This is a genomic window from Eikenella sp. HMSC061C02 (assembly GCF_001809035.1).
In the GTDB taxonomy this organism is placed as follows: Bacteria; Pseudomonadota; Gammaproteobacteria; order Burkholderiales; family Neisseriaceae; genus Eikenella; species Eikenella corrodens.
The window spans coordinates 1-25,802 of record NZ_KV795556.1; the positions used below are offsets into that span (position 1 = coordinate 1).

Consider the following 25,802-nt stretch of genomic DNA (forward strand, 5'->3'; position numbering starts at 1 on the left):
AGGGTAACATATCTGCTAATCTAGTACAGCCCCTAGATTAAAAATGAAATGTTTACCTCAATTACCCACATTATCCACCAACTCCGACATCCACCCGTTTGCGGCAAACGACACTGCCCGGTTGCCCGCCACGATAAAGTGGTCCAATAGCCGTACATCCAATAACGCCAATGCCTGTTGCAATCGTCGGGTGAAGGCTAAATCTGCTGCTGAAGGCTCAGTCGAGCCGCCGGGGTGGTTGTGCGCGATAATCAGCGAAGCGGCATGATAGCGCAGAGCCAGCTTTGCCACTTCGCGGATATACACCGTGTTTTCCGCCACCGTGCCGCGCGACAACTCCTGAAATGCAATCAACTTATGACTGCTGCTCAACAACATCGCCACGCTCACTTCTACCGGCTCGTGCGCCAGTTGCAGCACCAGATAATTGGCCACTGCGTCTGGCGAGTTGAAAGCGGGTGTATCGCGCATTTCCTCGGCCAGCAGGCGCCGCCCGATTTCTCGTACCACGGCAAACTGGCAATACGCCGCCTCGCCCATGCCCTTGTGCATCGTCAGTTCGGCGGCAGGTGCGGAAAGCAGTCGGTTGAGTGAGCCAAATTCCTGTAACAGATAACGCGCCAAATCCACCGCACTCATCCCCTGCGTGCCTACCCGCAACAGGATGGCCAACAGTTCCGCATCGCTTAATGCTCCCGCACCGCGATGCAACAGTTTCTCGCGCGGCCGCTCGTTTTCTGGCCAATGTTTAATGCCCATCTTAATTTCCCTTTATACGTATCGTGTTAACTACCCGATTATACAAGAGCAACGAAATTACAACGCTTATAAATAATCCCGCCAAAGCAAGCCAGCCGTACACACGGTTTGACCTGCCTCATAAAAAGAACTTTACTCATCGAGAGCTTGCGTAAAAAAGTTGGAAAAAGCTGCGCCAAACGGCTACAATTCACCATCTTTTTTCAGTTTTCACCCACCCTGTACGGGAAGTATCCCGCCAGGAGAAGGCTACCTGAAAAAGTTTGAACAAAAATAATCGGAGTAAAATAAACTATGGCAACTAAAGGACAAATGTTACAAGATCCTTTTTTAAACGCACTGCGCAAAGAACATGTGCCGGTATCCATTTATTTGGTAAACGGTATCAAACTACAAGGACAGGTAGAGTCGTTTGACCAATATGTGGTGTTGCTGCGCAACACCTCGGTAACACAAATGGTGTACAAACACGCGATTTCCACCATTGTTCCGGCACGCGCCGTGAGCCTGCAGCCGCCCGCCGAGCAGAAACCTGCCACCGACGCCGAGCAATAAGCAGGCATCCCCAGCGCACTGGCTGTTGCTTACAGGCAGTGCGTTTTGCTTATTCATACGCCACCCGCATCCATTGCCTACGCGGGCGGTTTGAAAGAGTCCAATCATGTCCCAAACCATTGCACTCATCGGCGCCATGCCGCCTGAAATCGAGCTGCTCAAAGAAAATCTACAAAATCTGCGCAATGAGCATGTGGCCGATTTCGAAATTTATCGCGGTGAATACGCCGGTAAAAACGTCGTATTGGCCTTAAGCGGCATCGGCAAAGTGAATGCCGCGCTCAGCACCGCCCTGGTGTTACAACGCCACCAACCCGATTTCGTCATCAACACCGGCAGCGCCGGCGGCTTGGGTGGCGAACTAAAAGTGGGCGATGTAGTAATCGGCACGCAAACCGCGCATCACGATGTGGACGTTACCGCCTTCGGCTATGCCATCGGTCATGTACCACGTATGCCTGCACGCTTCGAGTCCGATTCTGCCCTATGCGCCGCTGCCGAAAAAGCTGCCGCCGTATTCGAGCACGCTGCCGTGCACCGTGGTTTAATCGTGAGTGGCGATCAATTCGTGCACAGCAACGAATCCGTGGCTGAAGTGCGCCGTCATTTTATCGATGTGCAGGCAGTGGAAATGGAAGCTGCCGCCATCGCCCAAAGCTGCCACCGCTTCGGCGTGCCGTTTGTGGTGATCCGCGCCATTTCCGACCTCGCCGACGAAGAAGCCGATACCAGCTTTGAAACCTTTTTGAAAACCGCTTCCGTGCATTCAGCCCAAATGGTACTGCAGCTGATTGCCGCTCTTTAAAGGCTGCCTAAAGACAAACAGCCTTACACTGCAATACAATCAAGCCGAACTAACGCACAGCCTGCTATCTGGAGGCTACCTGAAAGCCTAAGGCTACCTGAAAAATGAACCCGTCGCTTTACAGCCAGCCAGCCCTGATTGCTATCGGCGCCACTCTCGGCGCCTTGTTGCGCTGGCAGCTGGGTTTACGTTTCAACCCTCTATTTGCCCAATTTGCTTTCGGCACTTGGCTGGCCAACCTGCTCGGCTGCCTGCTGGCCGGCATAATATTGGGCTTGCTGTTAGTCGGCAAGCCGCTTACCCAGCCGCTGCAAAATGCACTAACTGTGGGTTTTCTTGGCAGTCTCACCACCTTTTCCGCGCTTTCCAGCGAGGTGTCCGACCGCCTGCTGCACAAAGACTGGCTGCATGCCGGCCTGATTCTGTCGCTACACACCATATGCGGCATCACCGCCACCCTGCTGGCTGCTGCTGCCGTGCAGCGCTTAATCCGAAGCTAAATTACAGATTTTTATTGTTTATCTACCGAAACTGAAAACATCATGAACTTATCTCATCTCCTCAACCGCGAAGCCGAACAAGCCTTTGCCGCTGCCGGTATCGAAGGCGCGCCGGTAGTGTTGCAGCCGGCTAAAAACCCCGAATTCGGCGATTTCCAAATTAACGGCGTGATGGGTGCTGCCAAACAGCGCAAACAAAACCCGCGCGAGCTGGCGCAGAAAGTAGCCGAAGCGCTGGCCAACAGCGAGCTGATTGCCTCCGCCGAAGTGGCCGGCCCCGGCTTCATCAATCTGCGCCTGAACCCGCAGTTTTTGGCCAAGCAAGTACACACCGCCCTGCAAAGCGGCCGACTCGGCGTGGTACAGGCTGCTACTCCACAAACCATCATCATCGACTACTCCTCGCCCAATCTGGCTAAAGAAATGCACGTTGGCCACCTGCGCTCCAGTATCATCGGCGACAGCTTAAACCGCGTCCACTCCTTCCTCGGGCACCGTGTCATCGCGCAAAACCACGTGGGCGACTGGGGTACCCAATTCGGCATGTTAGTGGCCTATTTGGTGGAGCAGCAGGCGCAAAACGAACATTTTGAACTGGCAGACTTAGAGCAGTTCTACCGCAACGCCAAAGTGCGTTTCGACGAAGACCCGGCCTTTGCCGACACCGCGCGCGAATACGTGGTGAAACTGCAAAGTGGTGACGAAGCCGTGCTCGCCCTGTGGCGGCAGTTTGTGGCCATGTCGCTCAAACACGCGCAAAACGTATACAACCGGCTCGGCGTGCTGCTCAAACCCGAAGACGTGCGCGGCGAGTCTTCCTACAATGCCGACTTGCAGCCCGTGGTAGACGAACTCTTGGCCAGCGGCTTAGCCGTGGACGACGGCGGCACCAAAGTAGTCTTCCTCGATGAATTCAAAAACAAAGAAGGCGACCCTGCCGCCTTCATCATCCAGAAACAAGGCGGCGGCTTCCTCTACGCCACCACCGATTTGGCCTGCATCCGCTACCGCGTGCGCGAACTCAAAGCCGACCACATCATCTATGTAGTGGACACCCGCCAAAGCCTGCATTTCGCCCAGCTTTTCGCCGCCTCTCGTAAAGCCAGCTGGCTACCTGAAAACGTGAAAGCCGAATTCATCGGCTTCGGCACCATGATGGGCAAAGACGGCAAGCCCTTCAAAACCCGCAGCGGCGACACCGTGAAGCTGGTTGAACTGCTCGATGAAGCCGTAGCGCGCGCCACCGCCCTGGTGAAAGAGAAAAACCCTGAGCTGGACGATGCCACCGCCGCCCAAATCGGCCGCAGCGTGGGCATCGGCGCCGTCAAATACGCCGATTTGAGCAAAAACCGCACCAGCGACTACATCTTCGATTGGGACAACATGCTCTCCTTCGAAGGCAACACCGCCCCCTATTTGCAATACGCCTACACCCGCGTGCAAAGCGTGTTGAAAAAAGCCGGCGAATGGAACCGAACCGAACAGCCCGTATTCACCGAGCCTTTGGAATGCCAGCTCGCCGCCGAACTTTTGAAGTTTGAAGACGTGCTGCAAACCGTGGCCGACAGTTCCTACCCGCACTATCTCGCCGCCTACCTCTACCAAGTAGCCAGCCTGTTCTCCCGCTTCTACGAAGCCTGCCCCATCCTCAAAGCCGAGGGCAGCGTCCGCAACACCCGCCTGCAGCTGGCGGCCCTCACCGGCCAAACCCTGCAAACCGGCCTCAGCCTCTTGGGCATCGACACGCTAGAAGTGATGTAAGCCTTTATCGCTGCATCATAAACAGGCTACCTGAAATTTTTCAGGTAGCCTGCTCTTTTGTTTTGCACCCATTTATTTTCAGGTAGCCTTTCCCCCGCGCCAAGCGATAAAATGCCACCCGTTTTCCACCCTAATCAACCCAAGGACCAACATGCAATTCCATCTCCACTCCGCCACCCTGCCCGCCGACCAAGCTGCCCGCCTGTTTTTGTGCACCGCCGCCCCGGCCGATGAAACCGCCGCCCTGCTCTACGGCACGCTCACCGAAAGCGAACCCTTCGCCGCCGCCCGCACGCCAGCCAACGGCAGCTTTGCCGACACCGCCGTACTCAAACTCGACAACACGGGGCACGATACGCTGGCCAAAGCCTTCCGCCATGCCGCCGGTTGGGCACAGAAACAGCCCGTGCTTGCCATCGACTTAAGCGCCTTCTCCGCTGCCGAATTGGCCGACGCTCTCAATGTACTCACTATCGCGCTGGGCGAAGCCGTATACCGTTTCGACCGCTTCAAAAAAACCGCCAAACCCGCCGCCTTGCAACAAGCCGATTTCTACTCCCCCGCAGCCGACCAATCCGCCCAAGATGCACTCGGCCGCGCCCAAGCCCTGCTGCACGGTATCAATTTATGCAAAGACCTCGGCAATACCGCCGGCAACATCTGCACGCCCGCCTATTTGGCCGACACCGCCCGCGCCGAAGCTCAAGCCGCCGGAGCATCTGCCAAAATCCTCGGTGCCGACTACATCCGCGAGCACATGGGATCATTTTGGTCGGTAGCCAAAGGCAGTGCCCAAGAGCCGCGCCTCATCGAGCTTTCCTATTTCGGCGCGCCCGATAAAAATGCCGCACCCGTCGTGCTGGTGGGCAAAGGTGTAACCTTCGACAGCGGCGGCATCTCCCTCAAGCCCGGTGCCGAAATGGACGAAATGAAATTCGATATGTGCGGCGCTGCCAGCGTAATCGGCACCTTCATTGCCGCCGCCCGCGCCAAACTGCCCATCAACCTCATCGCCGTCGCCCCCGCCTGCGAAAACATGCCCGATGCCGCCGCCAACAAGCCCGGCGATATCGTAACTGCGATGGACGGCACCACTATCGAAGTCCTCAATACCGATGCCGAAGGCCGCCTAATCCTGTGCGACGCCCTCACCTACGCCACCCAATTCAAGCCCGCCGCCCTTATCGACGTGGCCACCCTCACCGGCGCCTGCGTCATCGCGCTGGGCAGCGCTGCCAGCGGCCTGGTGGCCAACAATCAGGAACTGGCCGACAGCCTGCTCGCAGCCGCCCGTCAAAGCGGCGACAAAGCCTGGCAGCTGCCCCTGTTTGAAGAATACAGCGAGCAGCTCAAATCCAACTTTGCCGACCTGCAAAATATCGGCGGCCGCCCCGCCGGCACCCTCACTGCCGCCGCCTTCCTCGCCCACTTCACCAAAGAGCAAACCTGGGCGCACCTCGACATCGCCGGCACCGCCTGGAAATCCGGCAAAGAAAAAGGCGCCACCGGCCGCCCCGTGCCGCTCTTATGGCAATACCTCTGCAACCTAGCCGGCGTGTAAGGCGGCAGCCGTCAGTTTCAGGTAGCCTGCGGCAAGAAGCAGGCTACCTGAAACCTAACTCCCACCAAACCAACCTTATCTGCACCAGAACCATTATGAAAAAACTCACTCCCATCCTTATCCTCACCGCTACCATCAGCGCTGCTAATGCAGCGCCTCTCAACGAAGCCCAACTTGCCGGCCAATGGCGTTGCACCACAGAATACCCCAGCATCTATGCCGCCGTTACCGACAGCCTCACCCTCCGCCCCAACCACTACGCCAACAGTATTGGCGACTATACCTTCCGCCGCCAAGGCCTTAACTTCCGTTTCCAGCAAAGCGCCACTGGCACCTGGCAACTATCCAACGATACCCTGATCCTCGTCTGGAACAGCAACCGTGCCCGCCCGCAGCATGATGCTGCTACCCGCCAAACCATCGGCAACAATCCAGAGCTCCGTAACATAGAGCACCGCATCGCCACCATCCTCGATAGTGATCGCCAGGCCAAAACCATCACCCTGCGCATCGACAGCCTCGATGCCGGCACCATGCGTCAAACCCAAATCGACGACCAAACCGGTCAAGAAATGGCACAAAGCATCTGCCGCCGTTTGCCGAACTGAAGCTTGAGCAAAACCAACCAGCTGGGCAATGGCTCACCACCAATGCTAGCCCCCCCAACCCTTTCATTCACACCTGCCCTGTTTTATTTTCCATTTTTCAGGTAGCATCCCGCCCCCGAAAAGGCTACCTGAAATACAACTTCCATTTCAACTCAAGGATTTTCATGAAAAAACTACTCCCCCTCCTCCTTGCCCTCTCCGCCCTGCCCACCGCGCTCTATGCCGCACCGGCCGACGATGCCGCGCGCATTAGCACGCTGGAGCGGCGCATTGCCGATTTGGAAGCACGCATTGCCGTGTTGGAGCGCAATCAATCTGCGCGCAACGGCAATGTGCGCGAAGTCATCATTGAGCACCGTACAGGTCGCAATCCGGCCTATGTGTGCAGCGTTACCCCGTTCCGCAAAACCTATGAAGCCACCAGCCACAACGAAGGCCTGGCCCGCGCCCAAGTCCGCCGTGCCTGCCAGGCTGAACAAAACGCAATTTTCTGCGAGGATTCCGATATTAAATGCCGCCGTTATGATTGATTCAGACAAGTGTGGCCATCGCTAATCAAATGGCAATCAATACAAGGCGAGCCAACGCTGTCGCAGAAGTTAAATGGATTGGCTATAAGGCCCAATAAAAAGGCTACCTGAAAGCATAGCTCCAATCGAGCTAAACCTTTCAGGTAGCCTATTTCTCTTGGCGCAACGTTTTCAGGTAGCCTTTTTATCTTGGATGGTAAACTTACCATCAGCCGACTCAAGCCAGCGCATCCACAACGGGCGTAAGCCATACTTTACGGTTAAAGCTGCCAGCAAACCCACCAGCAGCGCCCCGGCCATATCCAGCGGCCAATGCACGCCCAGATACACCCGCGACCACGCCACGCTCATTGCCACCATCAAACCGGCCACGCCCACCAGCCGAGTTGGGGCAAACAGGCACATACTCATCAGCGGGGCAGTCAGCGAAGTCATGTGTTTGCTGGGAAAAGACGAGGTTACGCTGTGCGCCAAAAAATTAGTGCCCAGCTGCATATCAAACGGCCGCGGCACATGCCAGCCCTTGCGGATCAGATAAGTTACCGTCATGCCCAACAGCAGGCTACACAGCACATTCAAACAGATAACGCGCCGACACCGATGTTTCCAAACCAAATAAACCGCCACCGCAACCAACGTAATGGCGGTTAAATACTCTGCTATCAGCAAAGCAATCATTATGCCGCTCGGATGGTCATCAGGATCGGCATTAATAAACAAAAACAAGGTTTGGTTGATAGCGTGCAGAAACTCCATGTTCGGCCCTGCCCTCTTAAAATCATTCAGATAAATCGAACTATACTTATCTATAATTAGCAAAGAATTAGGGGATATTTAAGCTTATTTAACCCGACAACCATGTATAACCATATTCCCCCTTTACACTGCCATGGATAGCAGCTGACGCAACAAGCTGCCGCCAAACCATATTCCGCAGAATTTTGCTGCGTTTTTCAAATATCTGGGCCACTCCTAATTGAACCGCACCATATTCTCATTTCTGCCACACATACCAAAAGGCTACCTGAAAACTTTCAGGTAGCCTTTTTCTCTCTGCTATTCAAACGTGCCTTATGCGCCCAAGAACCAGAATTTCAATGCCCACAGCACAGCCACGCCCCACACCATGGGCGGTACATCGCGGGATCGGCCACAACACAGTTTCACCAAGGCATAGCTGATGAAGCCCATGGCGATACCGTCGGCAATCGAATAGGAGAAAGGCATAAACACCATGGTGAGGAAGGCAGGTGCGGCTTCAGTCATGTCGTTCCAGTCGATTTCCGTGGCCGAACGCATCATGTGGATGCCGATATACAGCAGCGCGGGCGCGGTGGCGAAGGCGGGCACGGCTTCGGCCAGCGGTGAAAACCACAGGCAGGCGAGCATCAGTACGCCCACGGTAACGGCAGTGAGCCCGGTGCGGCCGCCCGCAGCCACGCCGGAGGCGCTTTCCACATAAGGCGTGGTGGAGGAAGTGCCCAGCGCCGCCCCAGCCACGATGGCCACGGAATCGGCAAACAGAGCCTTTTTCAAGCGCGGCAGCTTGCCGTTTTCCAACAGGCCGGCACGGTGCGCCACGCCCACCAGTGTGCCGGTGCTATCGAACAAATCTACCAGGAAAAATACGAAAATCACCGCAATCAGGCTACCTGAAAACAGATGGTTGAAATCCATTTGCATAAAGGTGGGCGCCATGCTGGGAATGGCCGATACCACGCGCTCGAAGCGGGTCAGCTCCAGCGGCACCGCCAGCAGGGTAACGCCCAAAATGCCGATGATGATGGCGCCGCGCACGCGGAAATAATCCAGCACCACGATGATGAAAAAGCCCAGCAGCGCCAAGAGCATCGGCCAATTCGGCGTATACACGCCCGGCTGCCCCTCCACCGGCAAGCGGAATTCGCCCATGTGCACCAGCGTGGCCTCATTGCCCACCACCACGCCCGAGCCTTTGAGCGCAATCAGCGCCAAAAACAGGCCGATGCCGGCGGCAATCGCCATTTTCAGGCTCATCGGCAGCGCATTCACCAGCATTTCGCGCACTTTCAAAAAGCTGAACAAAATAAAGATGATGCCAGACACAAACACCGCCGCCAGCGCCACCTGCCACGGCACGCCCATGCCTTTAACCACGCTGAAGGTGAAATAGGCATTCAGCCCCATGCCGGGCGCCAGTGCAATCGGATAATTGGCCAGCGCGCCCATAATCAGGCAGCCGATGGCGGCGGAAATGCAAGTGGCCACAAATACCGCACCAAAATCCATCCCCGCCTGCGACAGGGTGTGCGGATTCACCACGACGATGTAGCACATGGTGAGGAAGGTGGTCAGCCCCGCCATCAGCTCGGTGCGGACGGTGGTTTGGTTTTCGGAAAGTTTGAAATAACGGTCTAGAAAGGATTGCATGATGTTTCAAGTGTGGTTGGGAAAAAGGGTTGAGATAAAGGGTTCTTGCAGGATTAAGCTCCGGTTTTATTTTCAGGTAGCCTCAAGGGTTGCCTGCGGAAGGCTACCTGAAAACTATCTGCTATCGATCTTTGCTGCCGGGAAGCAAGGCTAACCGCGCCATCCATTCGGCAATCTGTTCTGCTTCGGCAGCCTGCCGGGGGTGGCCGGTTATCCAAGATTGTGTTTGCTCGTGTAGCGGCATAATCGGCTGTTTGTCGTTTGACTGCTCCAGCGTTTGTCGCATGAGGATCCGTCCGGCAATATCGCGATAAGCGCATAAATCTGCTTGGTTTTCCGCATAGCATTGCACAATATAGCCAACAAACTGCCGCATTACCCGCCCGCGAATTTCGCTCTCCCAGCGGGTCGCCTGCTGTTTGTCCGCAAGCAGCCGGTCGAACTCTCTCTGCTTCTCCGGCGTCATGGCAAGAACATGATCCACTACCAGGCTGGATGCTTGATCACCCAAATATTGGGTGGCCATCCGTGCCTGCCGGGCAAACACCAACTGATCAAGCCGTTCGGTATCCTTCGCATAAGCCGGCGCAAGCAAGCATAGCAATAATGCCGCCGCCATCATCTGCTTCATCACTTTCAGGTAGCCTCCGTCTCTTTTGCTTTGTGTTTGACGAGTTATAAAGGCTACCTGAAAACGTCTGCCGAACATTTTTCAGATAGCCCAGTAGTTAACCGCGCGGCTGGCGTACGGTTTTATCCATCCAATCAAACAGTTCATCTAAGTCGTAATCGCCGCTGTGCGGTACATCCCACGGCAGGGCGAAATCCACCCGTTTGCCGCTGTTTTGCAGCTTGGCAGTGAGGATGGCGGCTATGGCCAGCGAGGTATCGCTATCGGCCGTGCCAACGCGGATACGCCAATGCTGTGGTGTGGTGTGGCGGCTAATGTAGTGCATCGGGTTCATCAGCTTCACCGTCTGCGGGTCGGCCAAGGTGGCTTGTGCATTGGCACGGTGTTGGTAGGAGAAGGCGGTGAAGTGCTGCTTGTCGGTGGTGGCGGTGCCAAACAGTTGGTTTTCGCCGCTGCTCAAATCCAACGCATCGAAAGCGGGCGGGGTTTTCTGGCGGCCGGCGGCACGGGCATAGGCGGAAAAGTCCACGGCACTCACTTTGCCGTTGCGGATAGTGAGCCAGTTGCGGCTGCTCAAGTCTTTGCCTGCATCCAGCTGGCTTTGGGCCGAGCGGCGCAGGAAGGAGGCAACATAGTTTTTGAAGCTGCCGTTGCCCTGGGCGTCTAACCGCAGTGCCCGGCCTTGCGGATCACGCAGGCGCAGGCTGTTCACATAGGCTGGGAATTGGGCTTTAAGGCTACCTGAAATTTGGATTTGCTCGTTGGTGAGCGTACCGTTTACCAATTTGCGTTCAACATGGTAATCGATCATGGAAATATCCATTTTTTGGTAGTCATTCACGCCGTTAAACTGCCATTCATAGGCAGCATCGGCATGATCTAAAATAGAAATCGGGCAATAGGCGGAAACGGCGAAAATATGGTCTTTAGCCGGAGCGGCACCAAGCTGTTGCAGATAGGGCTCGTAGTCGGCCTGATTACCGCTGGCACCGAGCAACACAGATAGGGCACCGCCCGCGCTGGTGCCGTTAGAGATAATTTTTTCGGCATCACCGGCCATCACCGCATCGTTGAAACGCAGGTAACGCACGGCTGCTTTCAAATCGACAATCGCGGCAGGCGCTTTACCGGTGGCGGCGGTGCGGCCGCGCGTGCCGGGCGAGGCCACCACATAGCCTCTAGCCAAAGCAACCTGCATGGCGTCAACCTGCCCTTCTTTGCTTGGGCCGAAACCACCCTTCCCTGGCACACCAGCTTTGGCCGGCATATAGCCGCCGATTTGGTTGGGCAGGAAGATGGGCGCGGTTTGCGCGGTGTAGCCGTTGATGCTGCCACCGTTGAAATAGGCTTCGGGGATGTAGATATTGATGGTTTGATAAGCACTGTCGACCGGATTAGCCACATACACGATATTTTCATAAGCACGATAGGCCACGGTTTTGCCGTTTACTACGGTGCTTTGGCGGGTGTAGGTTTGAGTGCGGAAATCGAGGCCGTACCCTTGGCTGACTTCGATAGTTTTTGCCGCACCGCTGCCACAAGCCAACACCAAGATACCGGCCAACAGGGCGGGTTTGAATTTCATCATGTCATCCCTTTCTACATGCTCGAAAAGCGTGATTGTACGCCTAAAACGCTAACAGGCTACCTGAAAATATGTACCTCAAATCAGTGGCAAGCAAATACCGAAGCGCACTGATTTACAAACTAGCCTCACGGATTATCGCAGTTATTTCAGCCGCCGCCTGCTCCGACAATCGGGGGTTCTGCCGTATCCAGGCGTGGGTTTGCGCATTGAGCAGCACAACCCTCTGCCGATCGCCAGATTGTTTCATAACAAATTCAACTATCTGATGGAAATACATATCGCGATAGGCACACAATCTAGCCGCATTGCCGGCATAACAGCGATTCATATAGGCAGGCCAGGTTTGCATGAGCTGGCGCCGAGCCCTTTGATTAAACGCATTTTCTGCCTGTTTACTCATATTCAGCCGCCGCTCTTGTTCGGGCGACATCACGGCCAAATTCGCCAGCACGATATTGCTCAGCTCGTTTTCAATATATTCGCTCGTTAGCTGAACCTGCTGATAGATTTCATCCCGGTCGAAACCCTGCTGATTTTCGGCATAGGCAGGGGCAAGCAACAAACCCAATAGCGCGGTTATCGCTATTTTCTTCATGCTTATCCTTCCTGGTAAATTTTCAGGTAGCCTGTTGTTTACTCCACCAGCTCGCCGCGTAACGAGAAGGTAAAAGCTTCGGTGATTTCGATCTCTACCATTTGATTGATGAGCGACACATCGCCGGTAAAGTTCACCACACGGTTGTTGGCGGTGCGGGCTTGGAGCTGGTCGGGGTCTTTTTTGGACACGCCTTCCACCAAACAGCGCTGTACCGTGCCGAGCATGGTTTGGTTGATGCGGGCAGTTTCCGCTTCAATCACTTCGTTCAGGGCTTCTAGGCGGCGCACTTTTTCTTCGTGCGGCGTGTCGTCAGGCAGGTTGGCCGCGGGCGTGCCGGGGCGCGGGCTGTAAATAAAGACGAAGCTCAAATCGAAGGCGATGTCTTTCACCAGCTTCAGTGTTTGCTCGAACTCGCGCTCGGTTTCGCCGGGGAAGCCGACGATGAAGTCGCTGCTCAGGCACAAATCGGGGCGGATGGCGCGCAGTTTGCGAATGATGGATTTATATTCCAAAGCGGTGTAGCCACGCTTCATCGCACTCAATACGCGGTCGGAGCCGCTCTGAATCGGCAAGTGCAGGTGCGACACCAGCTTGGGCAGGTCGCGGTAGCATTCGATGATGGCATCGGAAAATTCGCGCGGGTGGCTGGTGGTGAAGCGCAGGCGTTCGATGCCGGGAATTTCGTGGACGATGCGCAGCAGGGTGGCAAAGTCGCAGATTTCGCCGTTGTCCATTTCGCCGCGATAGGCGTTCACGTTCTGCCCCAACAAATTGATTTCCTTCACGCCTTGCTGCGCCAGGCCGGCGATTTCGGTGAGCACGTCGCCCAGCGGGCGGGAGAATTCTTCGCCGCGCGTATAGGGCACCACGCAGAAGCTGCAATATTTGGAGCAGCCTTCCATGATGGAGATAAACGCGCTGCCACCGTCCACGCGGGCCGGCGGCAAGTGGTCGAATTTTTCGATTTCGGGGAAGGAAATATCCACCTGCGAATGGCCGGTGGTTTCTTTATCCACAATCATTTTGGGCAGGCGGTGTAGGGTTTGCGGACCGAATACCACGTCCACATAAGGCGCGCGCTCGATAATTGCTGCGCCCTCCTGCGAGGCGACGCAGCCTGCCACACCGATGATCACATTGGGATTTTTCTGTTTGATGGGTTTGATGCGGCCCAAGTCGGAAAACACTTTTTCCTGCGCTTTTTCGCGCACGGAGCAGGTGTTGAAGAGGATGATGTCGGCGTTGTCCGGCTCGGCAACCTGCTCGATGCCGCCGTGTTCTTCGGCGAGGACAGCAAGCATTTTGTCGCTGTCGTATTCATTCATTTGGCAGCCGAAGGTGCGGATATAGACTTTTTTCATGGTTTGTTTCTTCTTTCAGGTGTCCCGTAATTGCGGGGCTGATGGTTTGCGGAGGCGGCATTATACGCAGTGTGCCTCAGGATGAAAAGACGGAATTAAAACAAAATGATGTGGCATGATTTAAGGCTACCTGAAACCCTGCCAAAGCGAGGGATTTCTTTCAGGTAGCCTTATTGCATGAAGCCGGCAGCTCTATTCGCGGTTACGGCCGTGCCAAAAATAGCGCAGTACGAAGCCGGGAAAGGCAAACACTAAATAAAGGCACACCACCGCCACATAAAACTGCCAATGCTGGCGGTGCACGCTACCGGCCTGTGCCTCCAGCATATAGGCCAGCAAAGCCACAAAGGCAAAACCGGCCAGCAGCTCCGGCAAATGGTGGATAAAGCGTTTTTCAGGTAACCTTTTAAGGCCAAACCAGCGCTGCGTAACAAACGGCAGGTTGGCGCACACCAAGACCACCAGCAACAGCAGATACATAGCCGCAGTCATCGCTCTGCCCTGTCCAGTGTTGATTTAGAAGGTTTTTCCCAGCGCATATATGCACCAATCCATCAGCAGGCTCGGCATCAGGCCGAACAGGAGCAAAGCCAAGGCGCAGGCAGAAAGCAGCACCCTGCCCCCTACACACATAACCGGGGCTTGTGCCGGCTCTACGGCTTCGTCCATATACATCACTTTCACCACGCGCAGGTAGTAGAACGCGCCAATCAGCGACATCACCACCGCAAACACTGCCGGCCACACAAAACCTTGTCCAACCAATGCTTTCAACACGCTGAATTTGGCATAGAAACCGGCCAGCGGCGGAATGCCGGCCATGCTGAACATCACCAGCAGCATCAGGAAAGCATACCAAGGATGGCGTTGGTTCAAGCCTGCCAAATCAGCGATTTCCTCGCAGTCGCGCCCTTCGCGCGAGAGCAGCATCAGTACGCCGAAGCCGGTGAGCGCCATCAGCGCATAAGTGAGCGCGTAATATAGCGCAGCACTGAAGCCTTCAAGGCCGCCCATAAACGCCAGCAGCACAAAGCCCATATGCGATACCGTGGAATAGGCCAGCATACGTTTGATATTAGTCTGCATCACGGCAGCCAGGTTGCCCACCAAGAGCGAAGCCAGCGCCAACATATTCAGCATCGGTACCCAATCGGTGTGCAGCGCACCCAGGCCGGTAACCAAAATGCGGAAGGCAAATACTGCAGCTGCGATTTTCGGCGCTGTGCCCACCAACGCGGTAACAGCCGTACTGGAGCCGTGATACACATCCGGCACCCACATATGGAACGGCACGGCGCCCAGCTTGAACGCCACCGCCACCACCACAAACACCAAGCCCAGCTTCAGTAACCACGGATTGGCCGACTGCCCCAACCCTGCCATCAGCACTTCCGGCAAGAGCAGCGATCCGGTTGCACCATAAATCATGGAGATGCCATACAGCAGCAGGCCGGAAGCCAACGCACCGAGCACAAAATACTTCAATGCCGCCTCACTGGCGCGGGTATCCTCACGACGCAGCGCAATCAGTGCATACAGCGACAACGATAAGAGTTCCAAACCGATATACAGGGTGAGGAAATGGTTGGCGCTCACCATCACGCACATGCCCAGCAGCGCAAACATAGTGAGCGAATAGAATTCGCCTTTATAAATTTGGCGCGCTTTCAGGTAGCCTCTCGACACCACGAACAACACCAGCACCACGGCATAAACCGCGAGCTTGGCCACATACGACATGCCGTCCAACACAAACATCGCATTGAAGGTTTCCACCGGCTCTCCCGGCCATAAGGCTACCTGAAAAACCGCAGCGGCCAGCACGCCCAATATGGCCAGGCCGGCAGTAATACCGCGCTTTTCGTCCGGCAGCCACAAATCCACCAGCAGCACCGCGCACAATGCCGTGAGCAGCACGATTTCGGGCATGGCGGGGATTAAGTTCAAATCAGTCCAGTTCATTCACACACCTCAAATCTTGCTTTGCGCCACATGCGCGATCAAATCGTTGGCCGCCTGATGCACCACGGCGATAAACGGCTCCGGCCACAGGCCCATGCCCAAAACGGTGGCGGCGAGGATAGCCAGAATGGCGAATTCGCGCCGGTTGATGTCTTTCATTTCGGCCACATGCGGGTTGGTTACCGCGCCGAAAATCACGCGTTTGTACATCCACAACGTGTAGGCTGCGCCCAAAATCAGCGTCAGTGCCGCCAGCGCACCCACAAACAGGTTGTAGTTCACCGCGCCCATAATCACCATAAATTCGCCCACGAAGCCGGAAGTGGCGGGCAGGCCGGCGTTGGCCATGGCAAACAGCATCATGAAGGCGGCAAATTTCGGCATCACGGTAACCACGCCGCCGTAGTCGGCAATGTTGCGGCTGTGCAGGCGGTCGTACATCACGCCGATGCAGAAGAACATGGCGGCGGAAACAAAACCGTGCGAAATCATCTGCATAATCGCGCCTTTCAACGCCCACGGCTGCAACTGCACCTGATTGGTAAACAGGAACATACCCAGGGTAACGAAACCCATGTGGCTGATCGAGGAATAGGCCACCAGTTTTTTCATATCGGTTTGTGCCAAAGCCACCATGCCGATATAGATCACCGCAATCAGGCTGAGCACGATGATGGCGGGGGCGAAATAGCGCGACGCATCAGGCAGGATGGGCAGAATGAAGCGCAAAAAGCCGTATGCGCCGAGTTTCAGCGTAATCGCCGCCAGCACCATCGAACCGCCGGTGGGCGCTTCCACGTGCGCGTCGGGCAACCAAGTGTGCACCGGGAACATCGGCACTTTCACCGCAAACGACAGGAAGAAGGCGGCAAACAGAATCTGTTGGGTAAACAGCGGAATTTGTTTGATGTTTTGGAAATCTTCAATCGCGAAGCTGCCGCCGGTTTGCAGCGACAAATACACCAAGGCCACCAGCATCAGCAGCGAGCCCATCAGCGTGTAGAGGAAGAGTTTTACCGAGGCATACACGCGGCGCGGCCCGCCCCACACGCCGATAATCAGATACAGCGGAATCAGCATGCCTTCAAAGAAGATATAGAACAGCATGGCATCGCGGGCGGCAAACGCGCCGTTGATCAGGCCGGACATAATCAGGAAGGCCGCCATGTATTGCGCCACCTTTTTCTGAATCACTTCCCAGCCCGCAAGCACCACCATCAACGTGATGAAGGCGTTGAGAATGACAAACAGCACGGAAATGCCGTCCACGCCCAATGCGTAGTTGATGTTGAGCGCGGGAATCCACGCATAAAACTCGGCAAACTGGAAGCCGCCGCTCAAGCGGTCGAACTGGGTAAACAGCGGCAACGTAACCAGAAAACCGGCCAGCGCACCGACAAAAGCCAGTATCCGCGCCAAGAGGGCACGGCGGTCGCAGCCGGTAGCCAGCACCAATAATCCGGCGGCTATCGGCAGCCAGATTGCCAAGCTGAGAAGATGGTTAGAAAACATAGTTGTAACCTGTGGTTTGAATAAATAAATCGTCGTTTTTCTGCGTTTGCCGCTTTTCAGACGGCCTCAAACAGCCTAAACGCTGCCCTCTTTCTCAATCACCAAAATCCGCGCTTCGCCGCGCGGGTGGGCGACGTGCTCCGCGCCGATGCCAGCGTAGAAGATGTCGCCGCTTTGCAGCCGTGCTATGCGCTCTTCACCGTTTTCGCGGTAATGCATGTCCACTTCGCCGTCCATCACGGCAAACACTTCCTCGCCGTCGTTCACATGCCATTTGTAGGGCCGGTCCGTCCAATGCAGGCGTACGGTGGTGCCGTTTAGATTGGCGATGCTGCGCGCGCCCCATGCTCTCTCGGCGGTGAACTCGGCGGCGCGGATGATGTCGGTTGCGCTCATTTTTTCCTCTGTATAGTGTTTTCAGACGGCCTTTTAGTTTTCAGGTAGCCTTTATCTGAACCAAAGCTGCCAGAAGAACACCACAATCAGCACCAACACGCCGGAAACCATGGCGGCGGCGTAGGTGTAGATGAAGCCGGTTTGCAGGCGGCGCACCTGCCCTGCCACCGCGCCAACCAGTTTGGCCGCGCCGTTTACCAAGCCGTTGTCGATGATTGCGGTATCGATGGCTTTCCAGAAGAAGGTACCCAATGCACGCGTGCCTTTGGCAAACACGGCAAAGTAGATGTTGTCGAGGTAGTATTTGTTTTCAAACAGCACATACACCGGGCGGAAGGTCTGTGCAATTTTGGCGGGCAACTGTGGCGCTTTCACATACAGGAACCATGCGGCCAGCACGCCGCCGATGGCCAGATACAGCACGGGCGTATGCAGGCTGTGCGACACCATAGCCATTGCGCCGTGGAATTCTTCCTTCATGATGTGCATCACCGGATGCAGCTCGTGATTGACATAAATCACGTCTTTGAAGAAATCGCCGTACAGCATCGGCTCGATGGAGATGTAGCCGATAATCACGGACGGAATCGCCAGCAAAATCAGCGGCAGAGTAACCACCCATGGGCTTTCGTGCGGGTTGTCGGACGGTTTCAGGCCGTGATGGTGGCCGTGGTCGTCGTGATGGTCATGTTTGGCCTCGCGCCAGCGTTCTTTGCCGTGGAAGACGATAAAGTATTGGCGGAAGGCGTAGAACGCGGTAACGAACACGCTGGCCAGCACGGCGAAATAGGCGAAACCGCTGCCGGGCAGGTTGCTGGCGTGAACTGCTTCGATAATCGAATCTTTGGAATAGAAACCGGAGAACAGCGGCGTGCCGATAAGGGCGAGGTTGCCCAGCAGCATGGTGAACCAGGTAATCGGCATGTATTTGCGCAGGCCGCCCATGTTGCGCATGTCTTGGTCGTGGTGCATGCCGATAATCACGCTGCCCGCCGCCAAGAACAGCAGGGCTTTGAAGAAGGCATGGGTCATCACATGGAACATGGCCACGGAATAGGCGGACACGCCCAAGGCCACGGTCATATAACCGAGCTGCGACAAGGTGGAATACGCCACCACGCGTTTGATGTCGTTTTGAATCGTGCCGAGGAAGCCCATAAACAGCGCGGTAATCGCGCCAATCACCATAATCACGCTCAGCGCGGTGGTGGAGAGTTCGTACATCGGCGACATGCGCGACACCATAAACAGGCCGGCGGTTACCATCGTGGCGGCGTGAATCAGCGCGGAAATCGGGGTCGGGCCTTCCATGGAATCGGGCAGCCACACATGCAGCGGGAATTGGGCGGATTTACCCATCGCGCCGACAAACAGTAACAGGCAGGTGATGGTGATCAAATCCCAGCCGAACAAAGTGCTACCGACCACGTTGGGCAGGTAGGCGAACACGTCGGCATAGCGCAGGCTGCCACCGAAATAGGCCAGCACCAAGCCGATGCCGAGTACGAAACCGAAGTCGCCCACGCGGTTGACCAAAAAGGCTTTCAGGTTGGCGAAAATCGCGCTGTCGCGTTTGAAATAGAAGCCGATTAACAGATAGGACACCAAGCCGACCGCTTCCCAGCCGAAGAAGAGCTGGATGAAGTTGTTCGACATAATCAGCATCAACATACTGAAGGTAAACAATGAGATATAGCTGAAGAAACGTTGGTAGCCGACTTCTTCGTCCGCCATATAGCCGATGGTGTAGATGTGCACCATGAGCGACACGGAAGTAACCACCACCATCATCAGCGCGGTAAGGCTGTCCACCAGGAAGCCGACCGAGAAATCCAGCCCGTTCATGGTCAGCCAGGTATAGACGTTTTCATCGAACTTGGCACGGCTGCCGTCGATAAACCCGCACAGCACATAGGCCGACAGCACGGCGGATACGGCCACGCCGAGTATGGTAACCGTGTGCGCGCCCCGGCGACCGATGGTGTTGCCGAACAGCCCGGCCAGCAAACAGCCCGCCAAGGGCGTGAGGGCGATGATGAGGTATAAAGTCATGTCAGTCATGTTGTTGCCATCCTTACGGATAAATCTTTCAATTTTGTGCGGCTCGTTTTCAGGTAGCCTCTCCGGCTTCCTTTTGAGGCTACCTGAAACTTTCAGACGGCCTATTTTCAGGTAGCCCTAGCCTTTGAGGCTGTCCAAATCCGTTACGTTGATCGTGTTGCGGTTGCGGTATACCAAAACCATAATCGCCAGGCCGATGGCGGATTCGGCTGCGGCCACGGTGAGCACGAAGAAGACGAAAATCTGCCCCGCGCTGTCGCCGAGGTAGCGCGAGAAGGCGATAAAGTTAAAGTTTACCGCCAACAGCATCAATTCGATCGACATCAGCAAAATCAGCACGTTTTTGCGGTTCATGAAAATGCCCATCGCGCTGATGCCGAACAACAGGGCGGACAGCACCAGATAATGCGTAATCGTAATCATGCTTTGCCCTCCCCTTCGGCGGCGTCGGATTCGGCGGCTTCGCCGTTGTTTTCTTCGCTTTCAGACAGCCTCTGCACCACGGCTTCCATCTTCACCATGCGCAGGCGGCCTTTATTGGCATCCACTTTAACCTGATCGGCCGGATTGATGTATTTCGGCTTGAAGGTTTTGCGGTGTACCAGCGCGATGGCGGCCACCATACCCAGCACCAGCAGCACGGCCGCCAGCTCGAAAGGCAGCAGGTAGGTGGTGTAAATCTGCGTGCCCAGCTCACGCACGTTACTGTGGTCGGCCGGCACGTCGTTCATTTGGCCAAAGGCGGCCAAATCGGTATCCGGCGCAACCAAAATCATAATCAGCGCCACGGCCATCAACACACCGACCACGGCGGCCACCGGCGCATTGCGCCAGAAGCCTTTGCGCATTTCCTCTACATCGATGTTGAGCATCATCACCACGAACAGGAACAGCACCATCACCGCGCCCACATACACCACCACCAGCGTGATGCCGAGGAATTCGGCCTGCATCAGCATCCACATCATCGCGCTCATACAGAAAGTGAGCACCAGATACAGCGCGGCATGCACCGGGTTTTTCACGGTTACGGTTTTCAGCGCGCCAAACAGGATGATGGCGGCCAACAGGTAAAACAGGATAAGTTGAAAGTTCATATTTTTGCACTTTCCGTTTCGGGATATTTCAATCGGTTTTGCTTTGCGTTCCGGCTTGGCCGGACGCGGTTTATTGCTTGCGCCAATAGTTTAAGCATTCATCTGCCAGGCCTTCGGGGTTGGCGCGTTCCGTCCACGACAAGGGGCATCGTAATACTCCAATTCGTGTACCAGTACGGGAATATTTTTGCCGAACGTTCCGGCGATCACGCCCTCGGCAAACAGGCGTTGCACCACGGCGATTTGGGTTTCGACAAAGGCCTGGTAAAACTCACCCGATTTCTCGTCTGTTCCACTGCTTTCGTCTTCATCGCCACCGTCAAACATGGCTTCGTATTGTTTTTCAGTGTAGGCAAAGGGCGCGTTTGCCAGCCATGCTTGGAGTTCTTGGTTGTTTCTATATGCGTCTACGCCCAACAATTCGGCTTCGTCTTGCAGCCAATAGGCATAATTCCACTTGGCTTCGTCATCCTGATTAAGCGTCTCACCCTTCTTGTCTTCAAACTGCCCGCAAGTGTTGTAACTGACCGAAAGGCCGGGCAGCCACTCATAGCCGCCCCTCACCCAGAACGATAAGGCATATACATCATCCCGAATCTCTTCAGGCAGCCCGGCCAATGCGGCGGCGATTTTCTGAAAAACCATATCGGCAAAGGCTTGTTGCTTATCCATTCTGTATTTCCTTCAATCACGGCAGCCGGAATATTGGGCTTCAGGCTACCTGAAAACTCTGCTGGCGTTCCGTTCTTTAACGGTACGGCGCATCGGCCGCTTTGCGTTTGGCGATTTCGGCTTCGTATTGGTCGCCGATGGCCAAAAGCATCGGTTTGGTAAAGTGCAAATCGCCTTTTTTCTCGCCGTGGTATTCGAAGATGTGGGTTTCCACAATCGCATCGGTCGGGCAGGCTTCTTCGCAGAAGCCGCAGAAGATGCACTTGGTTAAATCGATGTCGTAGCGGGTGGTGCGGCGGGTACCGTCTTCGCGTTCTTCGCTTTCAATATTGATTGCCATGGCGGGGCAGACGGCCTCGCACAGTTTGCAGGCAATACAGCGTTCTTCGCCGTTCGGATAGCGACGTTGGGCATGCAGGCCGCGGAAACGCACGGATTGCGGCGTTTTTTCTTCGGGGAAGTAAATCGTGTCTTTGCGGGCGAAGAAGTTTTTGAGCGTTACGCCCATGCCTTTCACCAATTCGCCCAGCAGGAAGGTTTTTACTAAATTAGCCATTTTCGGATGCTCTTTTCGGATTATTCTGTTTACAGGCCGTCTGAAAGCGGTTTTTTAACCTGCCGCGCCCACCATTTCTAAAAACTCGGCTTCGGTCAGCTTCGGGGTATCGTTGGCCAAGTCGTAATACGGAGCTTTGCAATCGATAAAGATTTGCGAGGTGGTTTCAAAGCCCGCGTTGTCGGCAAACAGCCCGGCGTTGAGGTAGTAATCGTTGCCAACTTTCACAAACAGGTGTGTGCCGCAGTGTTTGCAAAAACAGCGTTGCGCCCATTCGGACGACTGATAATGCGCAATGTGCTCGCTGCCTGTGATTTCTGGCGACCGGGCGGCCAAAGTAAAAGATGCGCCGCCGCCCCATACGCGGCATTTTCCGCAATGGCAGGCGTGGAGTTCGCGGTTTTCGGCGGTTTCCAGTGATACCGCGCCACACAGGCATTGAGCTTTCATCGGTTTCTCTCGGTTTGAAACGGTTAAAAATTTGGGTTACAGGCTATCTGAAAACTTTCAGACGGCCTCCCTGCCCTATTTCCACAAGCTCCACGGCGAAGCCATCCATAAGCCGTAGAAAACGATGGCGACAAAGCCGATGGGAATCAGCACTTTCCAGCCCAAACGCATGATTTGGTCGTAGCGGTAGCGCGGGAAAGTGGCGCGAATCCACAGATAGCCGTAGAGCACGAAGGCCATTTTGGCAAACATCCAAATCGGGCTGGGCGTACCGACGATGCCCCAGCTTTGAGGGAAGGGCGAGAGCCAGCCGCCGAGGAACATGATGGAGGTGAGCGCACCGATTAGGATCATGAAGATGTATTCGGCCAGGAAAAACAGCGCAAAGGCAAAGCCGGAGTATTCAACGTGGAAACCGGCCACGATTTCGGATTCGCCCTCGGCCACGTCGAACGGGGCGCGGTTGGTTTCGGCCACGGCGGAAATCAGGTAGACGAGGAACACGGGGAACAGGGTGAACCAGTTCCACGAGAAAATCGAGCCGCCCGCGATACCGGTGCTTTGCGCGGCCACGATGTCGTTAAAGTTCAGGCTACCTGAAACCATGATCACGCACACCAAAGCCGCGCTCATGGCGATTTCGTAGGAAATGGTTTGCGCGGAGGAGCGCATCGCGCCGAGGAAGGCATATTTGGAGTTGGACGCCCAGCCGGCAATAATCACGCCGTACACGGAAAGCGAGGTAATCATTAAGATATACAGCAGCCCGGCATCGACTTTGGTTAAGAGCCATTGGTCGGAAAACGGCACTACCGCCCACGCGGCAAACGAAGGCGCAAGCGAGAGCATGGGGCCGATGTAGAACAAGGCTTTATTGGACGAGCTGGGGCGGGTAACTTCTTTAAACAGCAGTTTCAACACGTCGGCAAACGGCTGAATCAAGCCCCACGGGCCGGTCACGTTCGGGCCGACGCGCAGCTGCATGAAGCCGATGACCTTACGCTCGAAGTAGGTCAGGTAGGCCACGGTCAGAATCAGCGGCACAAGGATAATCACGATTTTGACGACAATCGACACCAAGATGCCGATATCGTTGCCCGCCACGCCGAACCAGCCGGCAAACAGGGCTTGAAACCATTCCTGCATCATCAGACTCCTTCCAGTTCAATCGCGTTCATCAGCCCGCCCAGCGCGGCGTTGGCCGGATGCTGCGGCAGGTGGACGACATTGGGCGGCAAAGTGTTGTCGGCCATTACGGTTACGCGCACGCGGCTGCCGTTCTGCACGGCTTCGGCAGTTGCGCCGTCAGCCAAACCGAGCGCGGCCAGCGTATCAGGGTGGACGCGGGCAGGCGGCACTTGGGCGTGCGAGGTTTGCTGCAGGGCTTCGGCGCGGCGCACGATGGCGTCGGTGTGGTAGATGCCCACGCCGCCGGTGCGGATCAGGCCTGCGGCGGCGGGTGCGGCTTCGCCCTGCCAGCTGCTGCGGTTGTTCAGTTTTTCAGGTAGCCTTTGGGCATCCAGCGCATCGTGCAGGATTTGCTCGCTGCTGTCGTATTCGAAACCTTCCAGCTCCAGCAAATTGCCCAGCACGCGCAGGATTTTCCACAGCGGGCGGCTTTCGCCCAGGCCTTTTACTACGCCGTGGAAGGATTGCAGACGGCCTTCCATATTGACGAAGCTACCGGAAGTTTCGGTGAACGGGGCAATCGGCAGCAGCACGTCGCACACGTCAAGCAAGGTATCGCTGACGAACGGGGTGAACGCCATCACGCTCTTGGCCTGTTTCAGCGCGGCCACGGCGGCGACTCCGCCAGCCACGTCGGCTTCCGGCTCAACGTTGAGCAACAGCACGGCCTGTTTCGGCGCGGCAATCATTTCGGCAATGCTGCCGCTGTCGGCGTTCAGCAAATCCGCCCCCACGCTGTTGGCAGCCTGCGGCAGGATGCCGAATGACGCGCCGGTTTGTTCGGCCAGCCTTTGGGCGGCGGCGTAAATTGCGGCGTAGTCGGGGTGGTTTTGCGCTTCCGCGCCGAGCAGGACGGCGGCTTTTTCCGCGTCTTTCAAACCGGCGTGAATCGGGTTGGCGGCATCAGCGGCGAGATTTTTCAGGTAGCCTGCCCATTGGTTCGGATGCAGGGTTTCCTGTGCGGCCAAGGGCATATGCAGTTGTTCTTTACGCGCGGCCACCACGCTGATTTTGCTGCCTTGGTTGGCGGCCACGCGCAGGCGGGCGGTCAGCAGCGGCTGCTCTTGGCGCAGGTTCGCACCCACCACCAGTACGGCTTCAGCATCGGAAAGGTCGGCGATATTGCAGCCCAGCCATTGCGCGCCTGCCAACGTACCTTTCAGACGGCCGTCTTGTTCGCGCAGGCGGGTGGCGAAGTGGCGGCTGCCGATGCCATCGGCCAGTTTTTTCGCCAGATAGAGTTCTTCCAGCGTGTTCATGGGGTTGGCCCAAAAGCCGATTTGCTCTTGGTTGCCGTCTTTGGCGATGCACTCGATGCCGTTGCGCACGTATTCGAGCGCGGTTTGCCAGTCCACATCGATCCATTCGCCGCCTTGTTTGATTTTCGGGTTTTTCAGACGGCTTTCGTGGTTCAGGCCTTCGTAGGCGAAGCGGTCGCGGTCGGACAGCCAGCATTCGTTGATGGCTTCGTTTTCCAGCGGCAGCACGCGGCGCACGGTGTGTTCTTTGGTTTGCACGATCAGGTTGCTGCCCAATGCATCGTGGGCGGACACGGATTTGCGGCGGTTCAATTCCCAGGAGCGGGCGTTGAAACGGAAAGGTTTGCTGGTGAGCGCGCCCACGGGGCAGAGGTCAATAACGTTGCCGGAAAGTTCGGTTTCCACGGCGCGGCCGATGAAGGTGAGGATTTCGGAATGTTCGCCGCGGTTGGCGATGCCGATTTCCTGATTACCGGCGATTTCTTCGGTGAAACGCACACAGCGGGAGCAGTGGATGCAGCGGCTCATTTCCCGAGTGGAAATCAGCGGACCCATGTCTTTGGCCACCACGGCGCGTTTGGCTTCGGTGTAGCGGGTGGTGGATTTGCCGTAGCCGACGGCCAAATCTTGCAGCTGGCATTCACCGCCTTTGTCGCACACGGGGCAGTCGAGCGGGTGGTTGATGAGCAGGAATTCCATCACGCCTTCCTGCGCTTGCTTGGCCATTTTGGAATGGGTATGCACCACCATGCCGTCTGTTACCGGCGTGGCGCAGGCAGGCAGCGGCTTGGGCGCTTTTTCCACTTCCACCAGGCACATGCGGCAGCTGGCGGCGATGGAAAGTTTTTTGTGGTAACAGAAGTGGGGGATGTAGGTGCCGAGCTTCTGCGCCGCTTCAATCACGGTCGCGCCCTGCTCTACCGATACTTCCTTACCGTCAATGCTGATTTGTAACATGGTGTATTTCCTACGTTACGGGTATT

General features: G+C 56.0%; 26 protein-coding genes. 7 read left to right on the forward strand and 19 right to left on the reverse strand.

All coding sequences use genetic code 11. From position 1 onward, the window contains the following. Positions 1-57: 57 nt before the first annotated feature. A complete protein-coding gene (gene radC / locus HMPREF2541_RS06485; RefSeq protein ID WP_064086140.1) occupies positions 58-759 on the reverse strand; it encodes a RadC family protein in 702 nt (233 codons plus the stop codon). A 294-nt stretch (positions 760-1,053) separates the two neighbouring features. Between radC and hfq the strand changes: the two genes are divergently transcribed. The 7 genes from hfq to HMPREF2541_RS06520 all read left to right on the forward strand — a co-directional run bounded on the left by hfq (position 1,054) and on the right by HMPREF2541_RS06520 (position 7,079). Next, positions 1,054-1,314, forward strand: a complete 261-nt coding sequence (gene hfq, locus HMPREF2541_RS06490) for an RNA chaperone Hfq (RefSeq protein WP_070542443.1) — start codon at positions 1,054-1,056, stop codon at positions 1,312-1,314. Positions 1,315-1,417: 103 nt separating this feature from the next. Next, complete coding sequence (locus HMPREF2541_RS06495) at positions 1,418-2,119, forward strand: 5'-methylthioadenosine/adenosylhomocysteine nucleosidase (RefSeq protein ID WP_167745311.1); 702 nt, start codon at positions 1,418-1,420, stop codon at positions 2,117-2,119. Positions 2,120-2,223: 104 nt separating this feature from the next. Then, positions 2,224-2,619 (forward strand): fluoride efflux transporter FluC, encoded by a 396-nt coding sequence (locus tag HMPREF2541_RS06500; RefSeq protein WP_049258313.1) that lies wholly within the window; start codon positions 2,224-2,226, stop codon positions 2,617-2,619. Between the two features lie 42 nt (positions 2,620-2,661). Continuing rightward, on the forward strand, positions 2,662-4,380 hold the full coding sequence (argS, locus tag HMPREF2541_RS06505) for an arginine--tRNA ligase (protein ID WP_070542445.1): 1,719 nt from the start codon (positions 2,662-2,664) through the stop codon (positions 4,378-4,380). A 151-nt stretch (positions 4,381-4,531) separates the two neighbouring features. After that, positions 4,532-5,941, forward strand: a complete 1,410-nt coding sequence (locus tag HMPREF2541_RS06510) for a leucyl aminopeptidase (protein WP_070542446.1) — start codon at positions 4,532-4,534, stop codon at positions 5,939-5,941. Positions 5,942-6,036: 95 nt separating this feature from the next. After that, positions 6,037-6,549: a hypothetical protein gene (locus HMPREF2541_RS06515; protein ID WP_064086137.1), complete on the forward strand. Its 513-nt coding sequence runs from the start codon at positions 6,037-6,039 to the stop codon at positions 6,547-6,549. 164 nt (positions 6,550-6,713) lie between these two features. Then, positions 6,714-7,079, forward strand: a complete 366-nt coding sequence (locus tag HMPREF2541_RS06520; RefSeq protein ID WP_049258309.1) for a hypothetical protein — start codon at positions 6,714-6,716, stop codon at positions 7,077-7,079. A gap of 171 nt (positions 7,080-7,250) precedes the next feature. On the opposite strand, the gene HMPREF2541_RS06525 is transcribed toward HMPREF2541_RS06520, so the two are convergent. The 18 genes from HMPREF2541_RS06525 to nuoG all read right to left on the reverse strand — a co-directional run bounded on the left by HMPREF2541_RS06525 (position 7,251) and on the right by nuoG (position 25,776). Continuing rightward, positions 7,251-7,835, reverse strand: a complete 585-nt coding sequence (locus HMPREF2541_RS06525) for a phosphatase PAP2 family protein (RefSeq protein WP_049258308.1) — start codon at positions 7,833-7,835, stop codon at positions 7,251-7,253. A gap of 315 nt (positions 7,836-8,150) precedes the next feature. Next, positions 8,151-9,488, reverse strand: coding sequence for an NCS2 family permease (locus HMPREF2541_RS06530; protein WP_064086136.1), 1,338 nt, complete (start codon positions 9,486-9,488; stop codon positions 8,151-8,153). A 121-nt stretch (positions 9,489-9,609) separates the two neighbouring features. Then, the gene (locus tag HMPREF2541_RS06535) at positions 9,610-10,197 is read right to left on the reverse strand and encodes a hypothetical protein (protein WP_141744210.1); all 588 of its coding nucleotides are present in this window, start codon (positions 10,195-10,197) and stop codon (positions 9,610-9,612) included. A 19-nt stretch (positions 10,198-10,216) separates the two neighbouring features. Further along, positions 10,217-11,707: a subtype B tannase gene (locus HMPREF2541_RS06540; RefSeq protein ID WP_070542448.1), complete on the reverse strand. Its 1,491-nt coding sequence runs from the start codon at positions 11,705-11,707 to the stop codon at positions 10,217-10,219. A 112-nt stretch (positions 11,708-11,819) separates the two neighbouring features. Continuing rightward, positions 11,820-12,302: a hypothetical protein gene (locus tag HMPREF2541_RS06545; RefSeq protein ID WP_070542450.1), complete on the reverse strand. Its 483-nt coding sequence runs from the start codon at positions 12,300-12,302 to the stop codon at positions 11,820-11,822. A 38-nt stretch (positions 12,303-12,340) separates the two neighbouring features. After that, on the reverse strand, positions 12,341-13,666 hold the full coding sequence (gene miaB / locus HMPREF2541_RS06550) for a tRNA (N6-isopentenyl adenosine(37)-C2)-methylthiotransferase MiaB (protein ID WP_070542452.1): 1,326 nt from the start codon (positions 13,664-13,666) through the stop codon (positions 12,341-12,343). Positions 13,667-13,858: 192 nt separating this feature from the next. Next, positions 13,859-14,158 (reverse strand): DUF2818 family protein, encoded by a 300-nt coding sequence (locus HMPREF2541_RS06555; RefSeq protein WP_003822929.1) that lies wholly within the window; start codon positions 14,156-14,158, stop codon positions 13,859-13,861. 24 nt (positions 14,159-14,182) lie between these two features. Beyond that, positions 14,183-15,628, reverse strand: coding sequence for an NADH-quinone oxidoreductase subunit NuoN (gene nuoN / locus HMPREF2541_RS06560; protein WP_064084693.1), 1,446 nt, complete (start codon positions 15,626-15,628; stop codon positions 14,183-14,185). Between the two features lie 9 nt (positions 15,629-15,637). Then, entirely contained in the window at positions 15,638-17,140 is a 1,503-nt protein-coding gene (locus tag HMPREF2541_RS06565) for an NADH-quinone oxidoreductase subunit M (RefSeq protein ID WP_070542454.1), read from the reverse strand. A gap of 75 nt (positions 17,141-17,215) precedes the next feature. Further along, the gene (locus HMPREF2541_RS06570) at positions 17,216-17,536 is read right to left on the reverse strand and encodes a cupin domain-containing protein (RefSeq protein WP_070542456.1); all 321 of its coding nucleotides are present in this window, start codon (positions 17,534-17,536) and stop codon (positions 17,216-17,218) included. Between the two features lie 51 nt (positions 17,537-17,587). Then, entirely contained in the window at positions 17,588-19,597 is a 2,010-nt protein-coding gene (gene nuoL / locus HMPREF2541_RS06575) for an NADH-quinone oxidoreductase subunit L (RefSeq protein ID WP_070542458.1), read from the reverse strand. A gap of 117 nt (positions 19,598-19,714) precedes the next feature. After that, positions 19,715-20,020 carry an NADH-quinone oxidoreductase subunit NuoK gene (gene nuoK / locus HMPREF2541_RS06580; protein WP_003773732.1) on the reverse strand — a complete coding sequence of 102 codons (306 nt, stop codon included), beginning with the start codon at positions 20,018-20,020 and terminating at the stop codon, positions 19,715-19,717. Continuing rightward, positions 20,017-20,694, reverse strand: a complete 678-nt coding sequence (locus HMPREF2541_RS06585) for an NADH-quinone oxidoreductase subunit J (protein WP_070542459.1) — start codon at positions 20,692-20,694, stop codon at positions 20,017-20,019. Before HMPREF2541_RS06585 ends, nuoK begins: the two co-directional genes overlap by 4 nt. 90 nt (positions 20,695-20,784) lie before the next feature. Next, positions 20,785-21,366: a hypothetical protein gene (locus HMPREF2541_RS06590; protein ID WP_070542461.1), complete on the reverse strand. Its 582-nt coding sequence runs from the start codon at positions 21,364-21,366 to the stop codon at positions 20,785-20,787. A 76-nt stretch (positions 21,367-21,442) separates the two neighbouring features. Next, the gene (gene nuoI, locus HMPREF2541_RS06595) at positions 21,443-21,922 is read right to left on the reverse strand and encodes an NADH-quinone oxidoreductase subunit NuoI (RefSeq protein WP_003822940.1); all 480 of its coding nucleotides are present in this window, start codon (positions 21,920-21,922) and stop codon (positions 21,443-21,445) included. 54 nt (positions 21,923-21,976) lie between these two features. Continuing rightward, complete coding sequence (locus HMPREF2541_RS06600; protein WP_070542463.1) at positions 21,977-22,372, reverse strand: GFA family protein; 396 nt, start codon at positions 22,370-22,372, stop codon at positions 21,977-21,979. A 75-nt stretch (positions 22,373-22,447) separates the two neighbouring features. Next, a complete protein-coding gene (gene nuoH / locus HMPREF2541_RS06605; RefSeq protein WP_070542528.1) occupies positions 22,448-23,518 on the reverse strand; it encodes an NADH-quinone oxidoreductase subunit NuoH in 1,071 nt (356 codons plus the stop codon). Positions 23,519-23,520: 2 nt separating this feature from the next. Further along, positions 23,521-25,776: an NADH-quinone oxidoreductase subunit NuoG gene (nuoG, locus tag HMPREF2541_RS06610; RefSeq protein WP_070542465.1), complete on the reverse strand. Its 2,256-nt coding sequence runs from the start codon at positions 25,774-25,776 to the stop codon at positions 23,521-23,523. Between the last annotated feature and the right edge of the window lie 26 nt (positions 25,777-25,802).